General features: G+C 34.9%; 19 protein-coding genes. All 19 read left to right on the top strand.

The window, feature by feature from the left end; all coding sequences use genetic code 11:
• The first annotated feature begins 1 nt into the window (after nt 1).
• The 19 genes from J6O61_RS00900 to J6O61_RS00990 all read left to right on the top strand — a co-directional run bounded on the left by J6O61_RS00900 (nt 2) and on the right by J6O61_RS00990 (nt 22,790).
• The gene (locus J6O61_RS00900; protein ID WP_292208472.1) at nt 2-592 is read left to right on the top strand and encodes a VanZ family protein; all 591 of its coding nucleotides are present in this window, start codon (nt 2-4) and stop codon (nt 590-592) included.
• Nucleotides 579-2,822, top strand: a complete 2,244-nt coding sequence (locus J6O61_RS00905) for a CotH kinase family protein (protein WP_292208474.1) — start codon at nt 579-581, stop codon at nt 2,820-2,822. The genes J6O61_RS00900 and J6O61_RS00905 overlap by 14 nt, the downstream gene beginning before the upstream one ends.
• Nucleotides 2,815-3,981, top strand: coding sequence for a nucleotidyltransferase domain-containing protein (locus J6O61_RS00910; protein WP_292208476.1), 1,167 nt, complete (start codon nt 2,815-2,817; stop codon nt 3,979-3,981). Before J6O61_RS00905 ends, J6O61_RS00910 begins: the two co-directional genes overlap by 8 nt.
• A gap of 16 nt (nt 3,982-3,997) precedes the next feature.
• Nucleotides 3,998-6,013, top strand: coding sequence for a glycosyltransferase (locus J6O61_RS00915; protein ID WP_292208478.1), 2,016 nt, complete (start codon nt 3,998-4,000; stop codon nt 6,011-6,013).
• Between the two features lies 1 nt (nt 6,014).
• On the top strand, nt 6,015-6,464 hold the full coding sequence (locus J6O61_RS00920; RefSeq protein WP_292208481.1) for a lasso peptide biosynthesis B2 protein: 450 nt from the start codon (nt 6,015-6,017) through the stop codon (nt 6,462-6,464).
• A 1-nt stretch (nt 6,465) separates the two neighbouring features.
• Nucleotides 6,466-8,160, top strand: a complete 1,695-nt coding sequence (locus J6O61_RS00925) for an ABC transporter ATP-binding protein (protein WP_292208482.1) — start codon at nt 6,466-6,468, stop codon at nt 8,158-8,160.
• Entirely contained in the window at nt 8,157-8,849 is a 693-nt protein-coding gene (locus tag J6O61_RS00930; protein WP_292208484.1) for a response regulator transcription factor, read from the top strand. Before J6O61_RS00925 ends, J6O61_RS00930 begins: the two co-directional genes overlap by 4 nt.
• 18 nt (nt 8,850-8,867) lie before the next feature.
• Complete coding sequence (locus J6O61_RS00935) at nt 8,868-9,686, top strand: sensor histidine kinase (RefSeq protein ID WP_292208486.1); 819 nt, start codon at nt 8,868-8,870, stop codon at nt 9,684-9,686.
• Entirely contained in the window at nt 9,687-10,694 is a 1,008-nt protein-coding gene (locus J6O61_RS00940; RefSeq protein ID WP_292208489.1) for a glycosyltransferase, read from the top strand.
• Nucleotides 10,695-10,713: 19 nt separating this feature from the next.
• The gene (locus J6O61_RS00945) at nt 10,714-11,964 is read left to right on the top strand and encodes a hypothetical protein (RefSeq protein WP_292208491.1); all 1,251 of its coding nucleotides are present in this window, start codon (nt 10,714-10,716) and stop codon (nt 11,962-11,964) included.
• Between the two features lie 22 nt (nt 11,965-11,986).
• Nucleotides 11,987-13,510 (top strand): lipopolysaccharide biosynthesis protein, encoded by a 1,524-nt coding sequence (locus J6O61_RS00950; protein ID WP_292208493.1) that lies wholly within the window; start codon nt 11,987-11,989, stop codon nt 13,508-13,510.
• A gap of 15 nt (nt 13,511-13,525) precedes the next feature.
• Nucleotides 13,526-14,221, top strand: coding sequence for a polyphosphate polymerase domain-containing protein (locus J6O61_RS00955; protein WP_292208494.1), 696 nt, complete (start codon nt 13,526-13,528; stop codon nt 14,219-14,221).
• A 13-nt stretch (nt 14,222-14,234) separates the two neighbouring features.
• The gene (locus J6O61_RS00960; RefSeq protein ID WP_292208495.1) at nt 14,235-14,906 is read left to right on the top strand and encodes a DUF4956 domain-containing protein; all 672 of its coding nucleotides are present in this window, start codon (nt 14,235-14,237) and stop codon (nt 14,904-14,906) included.
• Between the two features lie 2 nt (nt 14,907-14,908).
• Complete coding sequence (locus J6O61_RS00965) at nt 14,909-17,176, top strand: CotH kinase family protein (RefSeq protein ID WP_292208497.1); 2,268 nt, start codon at nt 14,909-14,911, stop codon at nt 17,174-17,176.
• A gap of 23 nt (nt 17,177-17,199) precedes the next feature.
• Nucleotides 17,200-18,291 carry a CDP-glycerol glycerophosphotransferase family protein gene (locus tag J6O61_RS00970; protein ID WP_292208499.1) on the top strand — a complete coding sequence of 364 codons (1,092 nt, stop codon included), beginning with the start codon at nt 17,200-17,202 and terminating at the stop codon, nt 18,289-18,291.
• A gap of 212 nt (nt 18,292-18,503) precedes the next feature.
• Nucleotides 18,504-19,421, top strand: a complete 918-nt coding sequence (locus J6O61_RS00975; RefSeq protein WP_292208502.1) for a hypothetical protein — start codon at nt 18,504-18,506, stop codon at nt 19,419-19,421.
• Nucleotides 19,422-19,522: 101 nt separating this feature from the next.
• Entirely contained in the window at nt 19,523-19,720 is a 198-nt protein-coding gene (locus tag J6O61_RS00980; protein WP_292208503.1) for a hypothetical protein, read from the top strand.
• 83 nt (nt 19,721-19,803) lie between these two features.
• The gene (locus J6O61_RS00985; protein ID WP_292208506.1) at nt 19,804-21,720 is read left to right on the top strand and encodes an asparagine synthase-related protein; all 1,917 of its coding nucleotides are present in this window, start codon (nt 19,804-19,806) and stop codon (nt 21,718-21,720) included.
• 65 nt (nt 21,721-21,785) lie between these two features.
• The gene (locus J6O61_RS00990) at nt 21,786-22,790 is read left to right on the top strand and encodes a glycosyltransferase family 2 protein (protein WP_292208508.1); all 1,005 of its coding nucleotides are present in this window, start codon (nt 21,786-21,788) and stop codon (nt 22,788-22,790) included.
• The last annotated feature ends 213 nt before the right edge of the window (nt 22,791-23,003 follow it).

Below are 23,003 nucleotides of genomic sequence, written 5' to 3' on the forward strand. Positions count from 1 at the left end.
AATGAAACCAGGTTTTTGGACACAATTCAGAATACTATTTATTGAACAGACAGCCGGAATCCGACTTGGGGATTTTCTTATTGTTATTATACTTTCAGCACTTTTGACATTTATTCCCAGCTATATTATGCATATAAAACGTGGCACGTCTTTTGACAGAATAATCCATGTTTATATAACTTTTCTTTATATTGGAGTAATGCTGCTATTTACCATAATAAGAAGAAAAGCGGGATCAAGATCGGGAAGGATAGTTACTGATTTTGACTTTGGTATGACCTTTAGTGGCATTTATTCAAGAAGGCAGGTTATTTACTGCCTTATGAATGTGGTTTTATTTATTCCTTTTGGTCTGTTTTTGGGACTGTTCAGAAAAAAAGAGTCTTTCATGAAAATAATAATCATGACTATGTTACTTGGGTTTCTTTCAAGTTTTTGCATTGAAGTAACACAGCATATTACCAAAACCGGCGTATTTGAAGTTACAGATCTTGCCACTAATGTGGCAGGTACCGTTATAGGGGCATTTTTGGCAGCATTATCAAACTGCATGTTCAGAGTAATAAGGAACTATAATAATGAGAAACGATAAGAACAATAAAAAAATCACAAAGAAAGATCTGGTAATAATTGTACTTAGCGCCATTTCTTTTATTCTTTTAATTTTGATCATTGTTTCATCAAGACAGACAGATAAGATGGTATCTGATTTCCTTGAAGAAGACAGTAAAGCTAAAAATGATGAAACAGTCGTATCAGAAACCAGCGCTGATTATAGAAGTATCACAATTACGGAAGTTAGTTCTGACAAGTGGGTCGAAATATATAATTCAGGCACTGACGCGCTTGATATTTCAAATTTAAAGCTTTTTGTATCTGGAAAAGAGGCAGGCGCGATTCCTGATGGACAAAGCATAAGAAGTGGATCGTACTATGTCGTGGAAATCGGCACAAATCCTGGAACGCTGGAAAACAATGTGATTTCATTAGTGGACAATAAAGGAAGTGAAATTATCTCACTTATTGTACCAAGGCTTTCCGATAATAATAGCTATGGTATAGCTGATTTAGAGAAAAACACCTGGGGATATATGACTCCCACAAAAGGAAAAGAAAACAGGAATAAAGATGTTGAATATGTAAAGTACGGAGAAATTGGTTTTTCTGCTCCTGGAGGATTTTATGATTCTGCATTTCAGCTGGAGCTGACATGCGGAGAAAATGAAAAAATATATTATACGACAGATGGAACAACTCCAACTACTGAGTCTAAACAATATGAAGATTCAATTAAAATTTCAAACCTGTCATCCAGCAGTTACGTATATGCCTCGAGTGCTCTTCAAAGCAGGTTAAGCACAAATTATGTTCCTGGGTCTGTGGATAGGGGAATGATAGTAAGAGCCATTAAAACAAGTGCTTCAGGAGAGGTTACAGGTGAAGCAACACAGGCGTTTTATGTAGGTCATAGGTATAACAGTGATTATTTAAATATTCCGGTAATTTCAATTGTTACAGATCCGGAAAATCTCTTTGACTATGAAACAGGAATATATGTTTCAGGAAAGACCAGAGAAGACGCACTGATTCAGGGATTTGATACTGCAAATGCTGCTAACTTTCTCAATGGCTGGGAAAAAGAGGCGATAATTGAGTACTATGAGCCTTCAAAAGGAAAAACAATGGAAGTGGAGGCAAATCTTAGCATCATAGCAGATTCAGTAAGTTTCGACAGGCAAAAAAACTTAAGCCTAAAAATAAAAGATGCTGATTATTCAGAATATGAGGGATCTACGCTTACAGATTATATCTCTGACAATGGGAGAATAAATTTGTCACAGAGCTTTAGTGACAATGAGTTTAAACTCAGAAACTATGTTGTAAGTGCTTTGGCTCAGGGACTTACGACATCTGCAATGGACGTTTGCCCTTGCATAGTATTCATTGATGGAGAGTATTGGGGGCTTTACTCATTAAAAGCATATTATGATGAAAAATATATTAGCAGAAGGTATAACCTTTCAGGTAGAGACGTAATTATTCATGAACGTCAGGAGTACGGGCAGGAATTTAACAGCTTCATTGATTATGTTTCACAGACGGATCTTTCTGTACAGGCTAACTATGAAGAAGTTGAAAGTATGCTTGATATAGACAATTTTTTGGAATATGTGTGCCTTAACATATTTGTAGGAAAGTCTTCATTTAAGCCATCTTCGGGAACTGCATGGAGGACTGTTTCAAGTGATGGAACAGGGTATGCGGATGGCAGATGGAGATTTATGAGTACAGATATGGCCAGTACTTTATACATGTCTGCAAAAGAGACACCTACAATAAATACATATCTTCAACCTGGCATACAAAGCGATCTTTTATTACAGTCACTTTTAATGAATGATGAATTCTGTGAAAAACTTGCATCAACTATGGAGAAGATGATAAGTGAGAATTTTGCTAAAGCTTCATGGGATAGCAAAATTGATGAACTTGTAAATAGATTAAAGAAGCCCACAATTGCCTCTTATTCAAGGTTTTATGGCAATCTTTCAAATAACTTATATGATCAGGAAGTTGACAATATAGAAGCATATTTACTTGAGAGAGGTCCTTATATTTTAAAATATACTAACGAACTTGCCGAAAATGGCGGAAATATTGAAAGAGCCAGGGAGCTTCTGTTGACTGAAAGCCAGGCACAGGAGGCTGATAATGAAGTAATTGACGGCAATACTACCCAGGATGATCTTGAAGAAAATACAAATGAGGCAGCTTCTGCAAATGAGGAAAGTGCAGAAGTAGAGGATAGTAATAATGGCTGAGTTTTTAACAGTAAGAGAATATTTAAGAGAACTTGTTTGCGCAACGTTGGAAAAGAGAGATCCGGAACCTGTTCCGAAAGATATTTCAATAAGGGACTTGGTAGATATAGGAGCAAAAAGCCAAATACAATACCTGATATACAACTCACTTATCAAAGTGGTGGATGAACAGAATGAAGCTTATGAGCTTATAAAACAGCGACTTTCTTACAGTACATTCAAGACTTTTGTGCAGGTTATGGCAGCATCAAAGATTGCAGAGACTTTTGAAAAAAATAATATACGTTTCCAGATTCTTAAAGGAACCATAATGAAAAAGATATATCCTTCTCCGGAAATGAGAGAGATGAGCGATATAGATCTTGTGGTCTATGATGAGAATTTGGATAGAGCTGCTGAAGTTTTGGAGAGCATGGGATTTCAAAACCATGGGCTAAAGAAACACCATATGATTTTCTCAAAGGATAAAAAGCTTGTTGTAGAAGTGCATTGGTGTCTCTTTGATGAGAATGTTGGTCAGATCCAGCATATGTATTTCAAAGACAATTTCAGAGCCAGGCTTAAAGAAGGAACAGGGTATACCTATGAATTTAGTAAAGAAGATTTCTATGTATACATGATAGCTCATATGGCAAAACACTTTTTTGAGACAGGCTGCGGAATAAGAAATCTTATTGATATTTATATCTACTTAAATAAGTATGAAAAAGAGATGAATAGAGAATACCTGATATCTGAACTAAAAAAGTGTAAAATTGATGAATTTGAAAAAAACATGCGGGAATTATCATACGTATGGCTTGATAACAGGCCTTGCTCAGATTTCCATGAAAAGCTCTTCGCCTATATGCTTGACAGCGGAATATACGGAAAAACTGAAAATGGCATATGGGGACAGCTTGCAAAAGAAACAACTAATGACAACTCTTCGTTTAAGCTTCATTACTATTTTCCATCAATTAAATTCATGAGGGAAAAGTACAAATGGCTTGAAAGATATCCTTTTTTGTTGCCTATAGCGTGGGTAATAAGGGGAGTGAGTGGATTTTCAAATAAACAGTCAAGGGATCACGCACAGAACTTTGAAAACTCTGGTGATGCCAAGATAAAGGAAATGCTGGATATATATCACAGACTTAATCTTGATTTTAGAAAGTAATATACAGGTATAAACAATGGATGACATTATTAGTGTTATAGTTCCAATCTACAAAGTTGAAAAATATATAAACAGATGTATAGATTCTATAACCAATCAGACATATAAAAACTTAGACATTATCCTTGTGGATGACGGGTCACCGGATTTATGTGGGAAAATCTGTGATGAGTACGCTGATAAAGATAGTCGCATCAGAGTAATTCATAAAGAGAACGGAGGTCTCTCCAGTGCCAGAAATGTAGCGCTGGATGATTTAAAAGGTAATTGGGTGGTATGTGTAGACAGCGATGATTATGTACATCCGGATATGATAAGGAGACTACATAGAGCTGCATGTGATAACAATGCTGAAATTGCCATTTGTTCCCACTACGAAGAAAGAGGTGAGAGGCTTTTCATTAACAGCAGAATTGAAGATGAAGTTATTGTATGGGATAAAAAGAGTGCACTTACAAAACTCATATATGATGAAGAAGTTAAAAACTATGCCTGGGGTAAAATATACAAATCAAGTCTCTTTGATGGAGTGAGATATCCGGATGGCAGAAATTATGAGGATATAGCAACAACGTATCTTCTTTTTGACAAGGCTGAGAGAATAGTTAAAATTCCTGATTATCTTTATTACTATCTTATAAGAGAAGACGGAATATCATTTAATAATTCAACCAGCAGTTGGCATAAAGGATGTCATGCCACTTGTCTTGGGCAGCAGGAAAGAGCGGACTATTTTAAGAAAAAAGGATATTCCCGGCTTTATGAACTTGCGATGGCAGCTCTTTTGCCATATCTGTATTCTGATATAAGAAGTGGATACAGTGCAGGTAAGCTTGAAGATGTAAAGGCATCACAAAGATACATAAGAGAAAATCTGGATTCTTTTTACAATAATAAGCTTATTTCTGATAAAGATAAGAAAATAATTTCAATTTATTTGAAAAGCGAAAATTACTACAGCGTTTATATTAAAGCCAAAGATGTCTATTCAAAAGTGAATAAGACGGTAAAAAAGATTAAAAAACGAATTGCTCCACAAAAAAGCAGTTTGGATTTTAAGCTTTCAAAGGGAAAAACAAGAAGAATTATCTATTTTGAATTGCCATGTTTTGATAACCTTGGAGATCATGCTATCGCATATGTTACAGAGAAGCTGTTATCTGATTTTTCTCAAAAAGATAATGTGTTTCAGCTATATATAGTTGATGGCTGGGATACAGAAAGAGCTATATCCTCGCTAAAAAAGATTATTTCAGGGGATGATGTGATCGTCTGTCAGGGCGGTGGCAATTTTGGAAGTTTATATGACTTTGCTGAAGTTTTCAGAAGAAAAGTATTAAAGGCTTTTAAAAACAATAAAATAATAATCATGCCTCAAACACTGTTTTATACAGAGGATGAGCGTGGGCAAAAAGAACTTTCGCTGGATAAGAAGGCGGTAAATTCGTGTGAAGACATTGTCTTATTTGCCAGGGATAGTAAGTCCTATGATCTTATGAAAAAGCATTTTGACTGTGAAACAGCACAGCTCCACGATGTTGTATCTATGTTTGAAACAAGTGAGTTTTCCGGAGAAAAAAGAAATGGAATAGTTGTCTGCTTAAGGTCGGATAAAGAGGGAAAACTTTCTTGTAATGACAAAAAGAAAATTATATCAATTTGTGAAAAGATATCACCGGATGTACATGTTACAGATACCTGCACGGGGTATGAGTTTGATACAAAGATAAGAAAATCGATACTGGAAAAAAAGTTCAGACTTTGGGGGCAGTCAAAACTCGTTGTTACTGACAGACTACACGGAATGATCTTTTCCATAATAACAGGAACCACTTGTATTGTAATAGGGAATAATCATCATAAGGTTTTAGAAACCAGAAAAACCTTTAAGGATTGTGAATATCTGACTTATACCGAATTTGATGATACCTTTGAAGAACAGGTAAAAAAAGTATATAGCAGCAGTAAACATAATGAAGTGATCACATATAGTAAGGATTTTGAAAAAGTTTTAGATAAAATACAGGGATAATATGGGAATTTTAAAAAGATGTTACAGGTTTTTAAGATACAACGAACATAAACTTTTGACCATAAAGGCATATATTCTTTCAGCGTATTACAGGTTTTTGGTACTTAATTTCAAAACTGCCAAAATTAAGAAAAGATGGGGCGTTGAGGGTAAAGAATCAGCAACAGATGTAGACAGGAGTGTATATGTATATGCCAAAAAGGTTTCATATGCAGTGAATCAGGTCTGCAATAAGACCAAATGGGAAAGTAAATGCTTAATAAGAGCACTTGTAGCAAAAAAACTACTTGCAGAAAAAGGTATCGATTCAACTTTGTATCTTGGATGTAAGGAAGAAAATGGGAAAATGGTTGCACATGCCTGGGTGAGGTGCGGAAGGGCATATATTACTGGTGGACGTGGACAAAACGACGGATACATAGTAGTAGATAAATTTAGGACATGGAAATAAAATGGGAAAACTAAAAAAAATCAAACACTATTGGAATAAAAGAGATGATGCAGGCAGGTATTTTTTATGGATACTTAGCTATACAAAACCTTTTGTACCACAACTGGCTATTCTGATGATATTTGATCTTGCTGCCACATTTTTATCTGTTGGCATGGCAGTAATTGGAAAACAGCTGATCGACAGCGCAACAAATGGAAATGTGTCAGAGCTATGGTCTATCCTTGCTTTGTATGTATTAGTTATTGTAGGTAGTCAGGGCTTATACATAATAAGTGGTCTGTTATCTGTTGTTGTCTACGAAAAGTTTGGCTTTGGTATCAGAAAAAAAGTATATAGAAGAATACTTGACACATGCTGGCTTGATATTTCCAAATACCACACAGGCGATCTTATGACCAGGCTTACCAGTGATGTCAGTGCAGTTGCAGATGGTATCTCAAACACAATTCCTACGATATTAAGACTAATTGTAGAATTGTTAGTTACATTTTTTACTTTGGCGTATTATGACTTAAAACTTGCCCTGTTTGCGCTTTTGGTAGCTCCTATAGCGATGCTTGCCAGCTTGTGGCTTGGTAAAAAATTAAAATATCTTCAGGTTAAAGTTCAGCAGACAGAATCCAAGTATCGTTCTTTTATGCAGGAAAGTCTTGCAAATATTTTAATTGAGAAGTCATTTTGTCTTGAGGACTACTCGGAAGAAAGACTGACAGCTCTTAGAGATGAGAGAATATACTGGGTGCTTAAAAAAAATAGAACAAACATGCTTGCTTCTGCGGCAATGGGATTTTCTTTTCAGCTTGGCTATATAGTGGCTTTCGCATGGGGAGCAATATGTATAGCAAACAGGACTATAACTTATGGAACAATGACGTTGTTTTTGCAGCTTGTTAACAGAATACAATCACCTATAGTTAATCTGGCACAGCTGGTTCCAAAGCTTATTTCAATGTTTGCATCTGCCGGGAGAATAATAGAGATTCAGGCTTTACCAAAGGAGGAGTATAAGGGCAATTCTATTACAGCCAAAAATGTAGGGGTCAAGGTCACAAGTGTTTCTTTTGGATATGGAGATGAACTTGTTTTTGATGATGCAAATATAGATTTTAAGCCCGGTGAATTTACGGCGATAGTTGGCAAATCAGGAATTGGTAAGACAACTCTTGTAAGACTCATAATGGCTTTTACCAGCAAAATGGAAGGTAATATTTCTTTTTACAATGACCTTGGAGAAGAGCTTTTGGCAAGTCCTGATGCCAGACGTATTATAGCTTACGTTCCGCAAGGAAATACACTTTTTAGCGGAACTATTAAAGAAAATGTTCTCATGGGAAACAAAAATGCTACTGATGAAGAAGTACTGGAGGCTTTACGTGGGGCGGCTGCTTTGGATTTTGTAAATGAGCTCCCAATGGGAATAGATACGGTAATTGGCGAAAAAGGTGTGGGAATTTCGGAAGGACAGGCACAGCGTATTGCAATTGCAAGAGCACTTGTTAAGAGAGCACCTTTCCTGATTCTTGATGAAGCTACGTCTTCACTTGATGAAATTACTGAGATTAATGTTTTGAACGGAATAAGAAAATGGACTCCTGCACCTACCTGTATCCTTATAACCCACAGGAAATCTGTTCTTGAATATTGTGACAGGGAAATACAAATAGTTAATAAGAAGCTGAGGGAAGCAATATGATAAGGCTTTTAATGATAGATGATGATTTAGAAGTTTTAAACGTCAATAAAAAGTTTTTTGAAGATAAGGGCTTTAAAGTTGAAATATGTGATAAAGCATCAAAAGGAGAAGAAATAGCAAAAAAGTTTAAACCAGGCTGTATACTCCTTGATATTATGATGCCTGAAATAGACGGCTTTGAACTTTGCAGAAATATCAGGAAGTTTTCTGACGTTCCAATATTGTTTCTTTCAGGAAAAGTTTCAGAAGAAGATAAGCTTCTGGGATTTGAGGCAGGATGTGATGATTACGTAGAAAAGCCATATAGCCTTAATGAACTTTATGCCCGAATAAACGCACATGTTAAAAGAGCAAAAACGCGTACTGTTGTTACTGAAAGAAACACTGTAGATATTGATCCGTTTTATTTGGATAAAGAAAAACATAAGCTTTTTTACAATGATGAAGAGATACTCATTTCAAATAAAGAATACGATCTTATGCTTTATCTGGCTATGAATACAGGTAAAGAAATAACTTTTGAGGAAATAGGTATACGACTTTGGGGAACCTATTCGGAAAATGATCGCAGGAATGTGATGGTAAATGTATCAAGGCTTAGAAAAAAGATTGAGGATGCCACAGGTATTGACAATCTTATTGAAACTGTCTGGTCTAAAGGATACAAAATGGTCGGATTAAAAAAATGACGTCTTGAGGCAAATGTTATGGTTAAGAAGAAGTTTGAAGAGCCGCTTGTTGATTCAAGTACTGTTGATGAATTATCAAAAAAATTACTAGAGGCCAATGACAAGTTAAAACGTGCGGAGAATGAAAGAAAAATCATGATTGAAAATATTTCGCATGATTTAAGGGCTCCACTAACTGCCATCAGAAGTACTATAGACTATCTTAAGGAAAGGGTCTATTCAGATGGCGGAGAGATATCAGAAAATGAACTTGAAACATATTTAGGAATTTTGGATTTACGAGCAAAAACTTTAGAAACACTGGTACAGGATCTGTATTATCTGACATGCATAGAGAGTGGCGCAAACAAGCTTGAATTTATAGATATACCAATTAATCAATTTCTCGAGGAATATTTTTTTTCTGCTCAAATTGATGATAAATATAAGGACTATGAACTTGTAATTGATGTAGATGAAAATATGAATGAGCGGGTACATGCAGATGTAGCCAAACTAAACAGGGTGCTGGACAATCTTTTTACAAATGCCAGAAAGTACTCGCCAAAAGGCTCAAAAATAGAGCTGGGGGCATCAAAAACAGATAAAGTCATTTGCTTTTATGTTAAGGATAACGGCTATGGAATTCCGGAAGAAAAAATACCGTATGTTTTTGACAGAACATACAGAGTTTCTGATTCAAGATCGCCTGCAGATAACTCGGGAAGCGGACTTGGCTTATCTATAGCCAAGACTATCGTTAAGCAGCATGGTGGAGAAATAAAGTGTGAAAGCAAAGTCGGGAAAGGGAGCACATTTAGAGTGTTTTTACCTATAGTAAATACAAAGGCGGAATAGATGATGAATCCAAAAGTAAGTATTGTAGTCCCCATATACAATGGAGAAAAATACATTGATAATTGCATAAATAATATTAAAAGGCAGACATATCAAGAGTTTGAACTGATATTGGTGGATGATGGGAGCACAGATAATACTGCTAAAATATGTGACTCTTATGCTGAGGATGATAAAAGGATAAAAGTTATACATCAAAAAAATAAGGGACTAAGCGCTGCAAGAAACGCTGGTACAAGAAGTGCTTTGGGAGAGTATCTGGTTTATGTAGATGTTGATGATGATATAACAAATAGTCTCCTTGAAGATAACGTTTTACTTGCAGTTAAAAACGATGCAGATGTAGTCATGTATAACTTTTGGTACTACAACGTTGATACCAAAGAGAAAAAAGAAAACTTAATAGGTGAAGATTTTGTTGGAAATTCAGAGGAGTTTTTTAAGACCTTTTTGATAAAAGCCATTAGTCATGAAGTTTTTAATGCCCCATGGAATAAACTGTATAAGCTCAGCTTTTTAAGAGACAATAATCTTAAGTTTTTTGAAGAGTATCCAATATATGAAGACATAATATTTGGTACAAAAATGTTTCAGTTTGCAGAGAAAATAGTAGTTAATGACAACATGTACTACGTATATTATGTCAGAAGTTCAGGGAGCCTGATCACAAAATATGTTGACGGATATTTTAAAAGTGTATCTAAGTTTTATAGTAATGCACTGGATTATTGCTCAAAATATCAGGAAAACGAAGAACAGAAAAAAAAGTTTGCAGGTTTGTATGTAAGACTTGTGACAACGAATTTAAAGCAGATAAGTTGTAATGATAAATTAGATAAGGAACAAAAGCAGGAACTAATATCAAATATATGTAATGATGAGCTTTTTAAGTCTGCTTTAAAAACTGCTGATTTGGGACCAAGAAAAATGTTTGTTAAGCACTTTGCTCTTACAGGTAATTCAAAGGCTGTAGAGACAATGTATAAATTTCTTGGAAATTTTAGATAATGAATGAAAAGAGAGCCAAATGAGTAACATACTACAACTAAAAAGAGTTATCAAAGAAAAATGCACAGTGTCATATGAATATAGGGTAGAAGGAAAATGGCTTAAATACTTTAATTTGAACGAAAGCTTTTTTATAACCTATCCATTTGATATAAGTGATGTTCCGGACAGCATCCTGACAGTGCCATTTGTCTGCAATTTCTTGCCTGCAATATGGCTTTGCGATGCCAAAGCTGTTATACCCTCGATAGATAAGGATTTTTATGAGCAGATAGATAATATAAAAAAGGGATATATGGATATGTATCCTATGCTCGAGTTTAAAGGAGTATTAGAAGTAAAAGAAGTCCTTACAAATAATGAAAGCGAAGATGGTGGATCAGCTCTTTTATTTAGCGGCGGTGTTGACGCTTATACAAGTCTTATAAGGCATATAAATGAAAAACCACTTTTAGCAACCCTTTGGGGGCCGGACGTAGACATAGATAATGAGGCAGGCTGGAGCAAGGTAAAAAAGGGAATAATGGAAACTGCAGACGACTTTGACCTTGAGTTTATTCCTATAAAGACTGCTATGAAAAAGGTGATAAATGAACCATGTCTTACAGGGCTTGTCAGTGCTTCGAAAGATGACTGGTATCATGGCTTTCAGCATGGAATTGCCATTATTTCCCATATGGCACCAGTTGCATACAAGAAAGGCTTGTCTAAAGTATATATTGCATCTTCTTTCCCTGCTTATGCCAAAGGAACATACACCTGTGCCAGCGATCCTACAATTGATAATTATATGAAATACTGCGGATGCTCAACAATCCATGATGGGTATGAACTGGACAGGCAGCAGAAGATTCATTACATAGTTGAAGAAAAAAACAAGCATAATTATAAAGTAAGGCTTCATGTATGCTGGGAATCTGACGGTGGAGAAAACTGTTGCCATTGCGAAAAGTGTTACAGGACCGTCATAGGAATAGTTGCTGAAGGTGAAAATCCTTTGAACTATGGTTTTAACTGGTCAGGAAAAAACATAAAGGTCATGAAAAAAGACTTCAAGACCAAACTGGTTATACCTGAAAACAGAATAAATACCCGCTATATAATCCCTCAGACAATTATGAAGGAAAACATTCATAAGCTTACAAATGCTAAGGATTACAAGTGGTTTATGGAGATGGATTTTTCCAGGTTTAACAGATATTTTTTGAAGCTGCTTTATAACAGCAAAGTGGCCAGAAAAATAAGAAATGTAACGTCAAAAATAAAATAATCTCATTGGAGCGAAATTTAAGTTGGAATCAAGAACACAAAAAGCCAAAAAGAATATTGGAATGTCAGTATTGCAGAATATGATAAATCTTGGCATTACAATGGCCGGAAGAATAGTCTTTGCAAGATGTCTGTCATCTAGTTATTTTGGAATAAACGGATTGTTTGCAAATGTGCTTGGAATGTTGTCAATAGCTGATCTTGGAATGACAACAGCAATGATGTATAGAATGTACAAACCACTTGCTGAAAATGATCAGGAAAAACTTGCATCACTTGTATCATTTTTCAGAAAAGTATTTTTAATAATAGCAGCAGTTGTTTTTGCTGTAGGTATAAGCCTTATACCTTTTCTGAAATATATAGTAAACCTTCCAAGCGATATTCCAAATCTATATGTTTTCTACTTTTTAAACTTAATAGGAACTACAATGTCGTACTTTTTTATATATAGGACGATACTTGTAACCGCAGATCAAAAGAATTACCTTCTTGTCAGAAGCAGTATTATTTTTAAGATAATAACGTTTGTGCTTCAGATGGTCGTTCTTATTTGTTTAAAGAGCTATTTAGGATACTTGATAATTCAGATTTCTGTAAGCATCGTGAACAATCTTTATCAGAATCACATAGCACTTAAGTTATATCCTTTCCTTAGAAATATTAAGCCCGTAAAGCTTCCTGTGAATGAAATTAAGTCAATTTTCATAGATATCAAGGCACTGTTTTTGTACAGAATCAGTTCTGTCATTCAGTCAAATACTGACAGTATTCTGATTTCCATATTTGTTGGAACCATTACTGTAGGATATTACTCAAACTATACAGCTATAACAGTTAATGTTGTTGCTATCCTTAATATGATTTTTAACAATTTAAAGGCCGGTGTAGGCAATAAAGTTGCCATGGATGACTCGGGCGATGACGCATATAAGCTGTTTAGAACCATGGAGCTTTTTAATTACTGGCTTGTTCTTGGAAGCAGTATTGCTATTTTTGTTTTATCAGCGCCCTTTATGGAGCTTTGCTATGGCTCAGAATATGTGCTGTCAGATATAGTGGTGTTTGCTATAGTGCTGAATTTTTACGTTAATAATATCAGACAGACTATGTGGGCATATCGGGAAGCTACCGGAATATTCAAGCAAACGCAGTATATAACTATGGTAACAGCGACACTTAATGTGGTGCTTTCAATCATATTTGGTAATCTGTGGGGGCTGTTTGGAATAATTATTGCGACAGTTCTTGCAAAGCTTTTGTTTGCCTGGTGGAGAGAACCACAGATACTATTTGGTGTATGTTTCCATAGAAATCCAATAAGTTATTATACGACATACATAATAAGACTTCTTTACGGCGTACTGCTTGGAGGAATCGTACATTTTGTTTGCAGGCATTTACCGGCATTTAATGTTCTGACAACGCTTATTTTGAATACGATTGTTGCAGCTGTTCTTACATTGGCTGGACTTTTACTATATTCATTCAGACAGGAAGAATTTAAATATCTTAAAGGATATTTTCTAAAAGGATTAAAAAAATAATCGGAGGATGAAAAGATGGGTGAGGTATTAGTAAACGTCTATCGAAGTGAATGGAAGTTTTATATAAGTCTTTCAGAGTATTACTATCTTAAGAGCATGCTTGAACTTGTTATGACACCTGATCCAAACATGGGAGACAGAGGAGAATACTATATCAGAAGTTTATATTTTGATTCTGTAGATAACATGGATTACATGACGAAAATGGCTGGGGTAGAAAACAGAAAAAAAATAAGGCTTAGGATATACGATACATCAGATGACAATGTTAAGCTTGAGGTTAAGAACAGATACAATTCTTATATGCTAAAGGAATCTTTGGTTATCCCAAAGCCGGATGCCCTTTGTCTGATAAATGGAGAGTTTGAAGTTCTTGATAAATATGAAAAAAAGACTGCTAAAAAAGTGAGAAATCTGATGGAGAATTATATTTATTCTCCCAAAACAATAGTTGATTATGAAAGGGAAGCTTTTATATATCCCGAACATAATGTAAGAGTTACTTTCGATAAGAATATAAGAGGGGCTGCATCAGACAGGTTATTTGATCCATGCTTAGGGATGACGTCGCTTTTAAGAGAGCCTGTGATGGTTCTCGAAGTTAAATATAACCAGATTTTACCAAGATTTATCAAAGATGCCATAAGCAGTGGACGGCTGCTTAATTCATCAATAAGCAAGTACTGTATGGCAAGAGAATTATTAGGATGAGGGAGAAAATGAAATGAGCAAAAAAGAACTACTTTATTATTTACTAGAAAACAACACAAATATTTCAATTGCGGAGATAGCTATAGGCATTATAATGTCTGTACTTTTGGCATTTTTCATTTACGTTGTATATAAAAAGACATATACAGGTGTAATGTATTCCAAGAATTTTAATGTTACGCTTTTACTTATAACAATAATAACAACCATGGTAATGATGATTATCGGAAGCAATCTGGCTCTTTCACTTGGAATGGTTGGTGCCCTTTCAATCATCAGATTCAGGACTGCTGTAAAGGATACAAAAGACAGTGCATATATTTTCTGGGCTATTGCAGTGGGAATTGCCTGTGGATCAGGTATATATACGATAGCTATTTTAGGAAGCATCGTAATAGCGCTTATTCTTATATTTATGAACAAGGGAGCATTTGATGATAACACATACCTGGTTATTGTTCACGGCACCGACAATCTTGACATCGATAAGGTGAGCGAAGCAGTAGAGAAGAATTGCAAAAAGACAAATCTCAAGATGAAAAATGTCACATCGAAAAGTATTGATGTCACATATGAAGTTTCTTTTGTAAAAGGGAAAGATTCTGATCTTGTAAAGGATGTAAAGGACATTGAGGGAATAACAGCTATTAATGTGGTTACGTATAATGGAGAGATTGCGGGATAATTATGAGTAAGCGCCGAAAAAGGATAAAAATAGCAGGCTTTATTGCCATTGGATTTCTTATAGCTATTATGATCTTTTGTATTTGTGTAGATGTAAGACATATAGGAAAATATCCTGATAATGAGACTGGTGTGACTCTTTGCATAAATGAAGTTATGTATGCAAATCTGGGAATGATATTGGATTATGATGGGGATAATTCCGATTGGATAGAAATATATAACTATGGAAAAGAAGCTATAGATTTGAGTGGCTATTCTATCTCAGATCATTCAGGTAAAAGTAAGAGATGGTTTTTTCCAAAATCGTCTATTGATGCAGGAAAGTATATGATTTTTTGGGCATCCGGAAAAGATAAAGTCACATCAGATGGCGAAATTCACACTGATTTTATGATTGGTGATTCGGAGACAATCACTCTTTTCGACAGAGACGGAAATGTAATAGACAAACTTTTTGTAAATGAAAACGTAGATCCGGGAGTGTCTGTAGGCAGATTATATAAGGAGCCTGATTCTTTTGCACTTCTTTCAAACAGTTCACCGGGAGAAGAGAATAATGCCCAGCCAATATCCTATGTGACAAAAACAGACAGTTCTCTTTCTGCCCCTGTTTTGTCCAGAAAAACCGGAGTTTATGATGAAGAGTTTGAACTTTCTATAACTGTGGAAGATGATAGTGCAGTGATTCTATATACTTTAGACGGATCAGACCCTACAGCTTCATCTTTAGTGTATACAAAGCCAATTAAAATAACTGACAGGACAGGTGAAGATAGTACAATCGCAGATGTTAAGACTACACCCAATTATGAGATGAACTATAGCTGGGAAAACTCATATACCTATAAGGCGACCGTGGTGAAAGCAAGAACAATGAAAAATGGAGTACTTTCCGACAAGATCGTGACCGGTTCTTACTTTATTTCACCTGACACGGACTTTAATATTGTCTCACTTACAGTTGACGCAGATAAATTATTTGACAAGTGGGACGGGCTATATGTGCCCGGCTCTACTTATTATATTTGGAAAAAATATAATAAAGAGAGTAAAAACAATGTTTATCCTCCGGCAAACTATGATAGTGATAATAAAGTAAGAGGATATGTTGAAATACTTGATAACAGCGGGAAAGTAATAAGTGATGGCAATGTGGAACTTGGAATAATGGGAGCTGCATCAAGATCACTTCCTGCAAAAAGCTTAGAGCTTGATATGGCCGATAATAAAAAGGCCTTTGACCCAGGTATTTTTACCTTACTTCCGGAGGAAAGTACATGCACTGATGAGGGGCTTGATGAAATTGTTCTTCGCCCTTCCGGAACAGATTTTAACAGGACTATGTTTTGCGACATTTTATCTCAGTCCATTGTTGCAGGTAAAATGAATGTAACCTATATCGGGGCACAGAATGCTGTTTTGTTTATCAACGGCGAGTATTGGGGAATACATAACATAAGAGAAAGCTATGATGAAGATTATTTTTACAGGCACTACGGCATTGATCCTAAAAATCTTACTATGATCAAGCTAAATACAGATGTAAGCCCTTATACCCCTGAGGTTTCAAATGGTGATTTATCAGAACTTCAGGATTATTATGAGCTTGTTAAATATGTTCAAAGCCATGACCTTTCTGATGATGACAATTATGAATATGTAAAAAGTCAGGTTGATATAGATAGTCTGATTGATTATTACATAGCGGAAATGTATTTTGGAAATGATGACTGGCCGGGAAATAACTTCAGAATCTGGCGGGCAGATCAGGAAGGAAACGACTATGGCGATAATAAGTGGCGTTTTATTTTGTATGATATAGATGATGGATTTCTTTATCCTGAATTTGATACTATCGAATATATCCTTAATGGGGATTATGACAAAAAAGCCATAGAAGGCATTAATTTAAACTATGATGCTAACAGGGAACTGATTTGCGCACTGATTAAAAATGAAGAGTTCGGGAATGCTTTTTTTGACAGGTTTGAGGAGTGCCTTAACACTGTTTTTGCAACGGACAACGTTATAGATTATATAGATTCCTTTGAAGATATTTATTCATCTGAAATGGATGATCATTTTTTGAGATGGCATACGACTGATGGATGGCTAAAAAGAATTAAGAATATGGTGAAGTATACATATTCTGAAAAGGATCTTTACACATATGAAAAGTGGGAAGAAAAAGTTGACAAAATGAGACTCTTTGCAGAGGAAAGGCCAGATAATCTCAGGACATTTATTTACAACTACAGAAATGAATAGAAAATGAGTAGTCGGGGGACGTAATGAATAAGGATAATTTGAAATATTGGCTGTTTAGGACAATAAGGATTGTAGGGAGATTTTTTTATAAAAAGCATGTGTGGCTTTTGAGTGACAGAAAAAGTGCAGCCGGAGATAATGGCGAGGCAATGTTTAAATACCTTCAATCCAAGGATATAAATTCAATATTTGCCATTTCCAAGAATTCTCCTGATTATGAGAAAATGGCACGGATTGGTAAGGTAGTGGATTATGATTCACTTTATTACAAATTTTTATTATGTGTTTGCGATGTGCATTTAAGTTCTCAGATGATACATATGGAGACTCATCGTGAAACTTTTCAGGTATTTTTGCAACATGGAGTGACCATGGATGACATGCATTCTATGATAAATCCGGCTTCTCACGAGAATTTTTATATTGTGGTTTCAGGAAGACAGGAGTATGAATCTATGGCTCAAAAGCCGTACATACTAAAAAAGAAAAACATCCTTTTGACCGGGCTTCCGCGATTTGACTATAGAAAAGATGAATCAGAGAAAAAAATTCTTATTTCCTTTACCTGGAGACAAAATTTATCCGCCTGCAAAAAAGAAGACTTTGTTAAATCAGACTATTATAGGGCATACAACAGTATTTTTAATGATGAAAGAATAAAAGAAGCGTCTGAGAAATACGGTTATAAGATTCTTTTTAAGCTTCATCCCGAAATGAATAGCTTTATGTCTTCTTTTAATGTCCCAGACTGGGTTGAAATCGCAGATGCAGGATATACCGAGCTTATAAATAAATGCAAAATGCTTGTAACAGATTATTCATCCCTTGCATTTGATTTTTCTCATTTGGGAAAAAATGTTATCAATTATATTTTTGATTTTGACAGCTTTTGGAACAGCACACACTTTAGGTCAAAGGGATACTATGACTATGAGAATGGACTTGGAATCTGTGCTAAAACTCATGAGGAATTCGTAAACAAGCTTATAAGCTGTATGGAAAATGATTGCAGGTTAAGTAAAAATCAGCAGGAAAGAATTAAAGATTTCTTTGCATATATAGATAAGAACAACTGTGAGAGAGTCTATGAAGAGGTCTGTAAAATATTGAAATAAACTTTGGGAATGGGATAAATGGCCGGAAGCGATTTGATATCTGTTATCATGCCTGTATATAACAGGGAAAAATATATAAGAAAAGGAATTTGATTTGGCTCTTTTTAGATTTGGTGTTGATTTTGATCTGTATTTCTTTGTCAGAAGCATATTGAGAAAGACATGAATAATCAAATAATTGTACTTTTTTAAGAACGAAAGAGAATGTGAAAATGAGAAAATATAAGCTGTTTGGACTGGTAATTGAATCTGATATTGATTTTTTGCAGCTGATGTTGGCTGACCAAAATGATAGTAATGATGTTGTCACAGTTCACGCCGGAAAGATTTCTGAAATAGTTGATAAAGAGCTTGAAGGAGAGAGTGTAAATTATAAAGTGGGACTTGAGTTTTCCTGTTTTAGAAACAGCTATGGATACTATGTCATAAACGGTGGTAATGAAATTATTTATGAATCTAAAGAGGGAGTGGATTTAGAAGCAATAAAGGCCTTTATACTTGGCTATTGTATTGCCATGCTGCTACTTCACAAAAGGACACTTTCCATACATTGTAGTGCAGTATGTGATGATAATTCTGACAATGACGGTGCAATACTTATAACAGGAGAGTCAGGTGCAGGGAAATCTTCGCTTACCAGAAAACTAATCGAATGCGGCTATAAGGTAATGTCAGATGATATTGCAGCGATAAAAAAGGTCACTTTGGACGGAGAAGAGAAATGCCTTGTTTATCCGGCATTTCCCTATCAAAAACTTTGTAGGAATGAAGTTGAGAAAAGAAGCTTTGATTCTGATGAAATTATCTATATAAATGAAGACAAGGATAAGTTTTTAGTTCCATTAAAAGATACCTTTATAAAGGAGCCTCGCAAGCTTAAAGGAATGATATTTTTAACTGTTTGTGATGAAAAAGAAATAAATGTTCAAAGGCTTTCGGGAATTATGCAGCTTATGGCACTTAAGCAGAATCTTTTTCTTCGTAAATTTTATGGAGACTGGCAGAAAGATCCAGAGATACTTCAGTTATGTCTTCAAATATCCGAGAAGTGCCCTGTTTATCTTATTAAACGCCCCAAAGAGGGGGATACATTATCCGAGATTGCTGAAAAGGTGAAAACGTTATTTTAATAAATTGTTACAGTTATGATAGATTTGTTGAAAACAAATATTCCGAATAATAAAATGTTATTTGTAGTTAATTATTGTAGTTTTGTAAGGAGATATATGGTATGAAAAAGTGGACAAATGCAGAAATTACTGAGCTTAATATCAATGAGACAGAGAATGGTTTTTTTAATTATGAGGTAGAGTCATTTTTTAATATTCTGACCAATGATTCTAAGAAGGTTACTCCGGATCCAGATCCAAAGCCTACACCAACACCTACTCCAGATCCAGTAGATCCTGTTGATAATTTTTCAGCATAATGTATGTTATAATAAGCCTTGTCGATATCTCGGCAAGGCTTATTTTTTCGGCCTATATGGTATCTTATGAGGTGACATGATTTATGAGTAGTATTTATGGCATATTTGTTAATTCATTTAATCAGATAAATATTGAAGAAAAATCACTTTCTGCTTTGAGCAAATGGAACAGAGCCTACGGAGATTATCTGGATGGAAGAATACTTGAATATCCGGTAGGTATGGGGAGCTTTATTGACAGGTTAAATGATGATATTCCTAAGAGTAAGGCAATTCTTAAAAACGAAAGAAAAAAAGCTGTTATCGATGCGGTTATATATAACAGAGACGAGCTTATCTGCAAATGTGATACCAAAAGCAATATTCCGGATGAAGAATTACTTTTTGCATATATCTGCAGGTATGGATTTAAAGCATTAAGAGAGGTAAACGGAGACTTTTGTGGTGCAATCTACAATGAGGATAGCAACGATCTTGTTTTATTCAGGGATCATATGGGAGTCAGACCTTTATATTACTACTTTGATGATGATTTTGTTTGCTTTTCTACTGATCTTAGAGGCCTTATTGCAACAGGTAAGGTTGATACAGCTGTTAACGAAGATTGGCTGTATGAAACTATACATGGAAAGTATGCATATAATCAGAAAAATACAGAATTTCAAAATATCCTCTGTATTACTCCCGGAAGTTTTTGTAACTTTAAGTTTGATAAAAACAAAGTAAGTTTTAATGAGAATGTTTATTGGAAACCAGGACAAAAGAAAATAAGATTAAAGTCAGATGCACATTATCAGAAGAGACTTCGTGAGCTCATTGAGGATTCGGTTAAAATAAGGCTGGATGCTGTGTCAGGACTTGTTGGTGCTGAAATGTCGGGTGGCCTTGATTCTGGAGTAATAGATATTCTTATAAAAAGATTTGGACGTGAATGCATTTACTTTTCATGGTCTAAGTCTCCTGATGAGCTGAAAATGGTAGATAAGGATGAACGTTTAGTAATCCAGGATATCTGCAAACAGGAAAATATAAAATGCAATTACACTAATGCCAATGAAAATTATGAAAACATTAAAGCTATGTCTGCAAATTTGAAAAAGAGTGGATTTGTGCTTAATGAAGATGAGAGAGCTGCCTTTAGATACGTTCTTCCTCCGAGTATTATGACTATGCCTGTTTGTAGTTCTGCTGAAAGTGTAACAAGTCATGGTGCAAAAGTGATTTTTACCGGACACGGTGGAGATGAAGGCGTAAGTCACAGAAGCAAACCTTATGAGATGTTTCATAATCATGAATACTATCATTACTTTAGATATATGTATTCAACTACTCATCTTAAAAAGCACAGGATTATAAATACACTTAAGATTTGTAAACTTAATCTGATTGATGGGCGCAAAATACTTTTTACACCCCAAAAGGGGCTGGTTAATGATAGCAACATTATAAATAAAGATTTCGCGTTAAAATACGCTAATTATGAAATGCCTTTATCATATTTTAGTTTTGATCCGATAATGTATATTTTAAATGGTGGAAGCAGAAGCAGACTTGATAACGTAGCGCTTTTGGGCGCATATTGCAATGTCAGGTATATGGTTCCATACCTTGATTACAGGGTTATTGATTATGCTGTTTCTATACCACGTTATCAGTATCTGCGCGGACATTTTAACAGGTACATTTTTAGAGAAGCTTTTAAGGATATAATGCCACATTCACTTTATGTTCTAAAAGATAAAATGGAAAACTCTGATTTGAGTGTCCCCAAGGCTCCTGATTGGTTTATGACTTTTTCTGATGGCATGAAAGATATAATAAAAAGGCTTGATCGTGATTACTGGTCTAAATACATAAATTATGACCTTATAGATGACTGGATGAAACGAAGTGAGTTGGAATCAGAGTATAAACCTGAGGATGAAAGCCTTTTGTATGTTCTGTTTATGTGTGCTGAGTTTCAGAATGTTATTGAGAAAACATATGGGACGTTATATTGAGTTTTATATAAATGTTTTTCTTGCGGATGTATTATAATAATAAAAAAGGTTGCTTAGATTAGAGCATGGGGAATGATTTAATATCTGTTATTATGACTGTTTACAATAGGGAAAACTATGTGAGACGAGCTTTAGATAGTGTAGTTTTTCAAAAGAATGTCAACATTGAATTTATCGTTGTAGATGATGGGAGCACTGACAGATCACCTTTAATATTGGATGAATACGCACAAAAGTATGATTTTATTCGTGTTATTCATACAAATAATCGTGGCATCAGTGCAGCTAGGAATATTGGGCTTGATAATGTTTTGGGAGATTATATTTTTTTCATAGATGATGATGATTTCTTGCCTGAAAATGCCCTTTATGAGCTCTTTAAACTAAGTCGTGAAAAAAATGTTGATATGGTTATAGGAAACTATGCGCATTATAACGATAACTCTGAGTATATAGGAGAGTTTGAAATCCCGGAAAAGTATTGCAATAAATTTTTAACTAAGAGAGAGACATGTGAGTTATTTTATTTTTCTGGTGAAAGCCATGTGTTGATTGTTTCATGGGGGAAACTGTATAAAAAGAAAGTATGGAATGGCATTAGATTTCCGGAGAATAAAACAAAAAGTGAAGATCAATTTGTGTTTGCGAGCATAATGGGTAATTGCGACACTATATACTTTACTGACGAGATTGTATATAATCAGTTGTTTTCACAAGTAAGTATAACCAGAAGTAAGTATAGCAGAAAGGCTTTATATAATTCTGAGGGTGTAGCTAGTGTTATAAGATATCTGATGAAGATGCAGTTTTATGATATTGCTTTGTATAAATTTGGGGTAGGGACAAGAAGCATCATGGATATGCAATCTGTACTTAATGATGATGAAAGTATACAGGAGATAAGTCGGTTAATCAATATATATAAGGCTATAGCAGGTGAATTAATAAAACATGTTGATTTAAAAAATAAACTGCGAATGATACTATTTATCTCTAATTATGGATTATATAAAAAGCTGCAAAGAATGCATGCAAAAAAATATATGATGGAGATGCAGCAGTGTAAATAATTAAACAATCTATAATTTATAGTAATGAAGCCCCTGCCAACTATACAGGGGGTATTATTACATGTATATGCCATATGTCGAACATCAATTCTTTTCAAAAGAGCATTTGTCTGAAAGAATAGTTTCGAATACATCAATTTTTGAATTAGACATTTTGGGATAATTCCTTTCGACTAGTATTTGTAGTAGAAAAATCAGCGGATAATCAGTATA

The organism is Butyrivibrio sp., assembly GCF_017635265.1.
Taxonomy (GTDB): domain Bacteria; phylum Bacillota; class Clostridia; order Lachnospirales; family Lachnospiraceae; genus Butyrivibrio.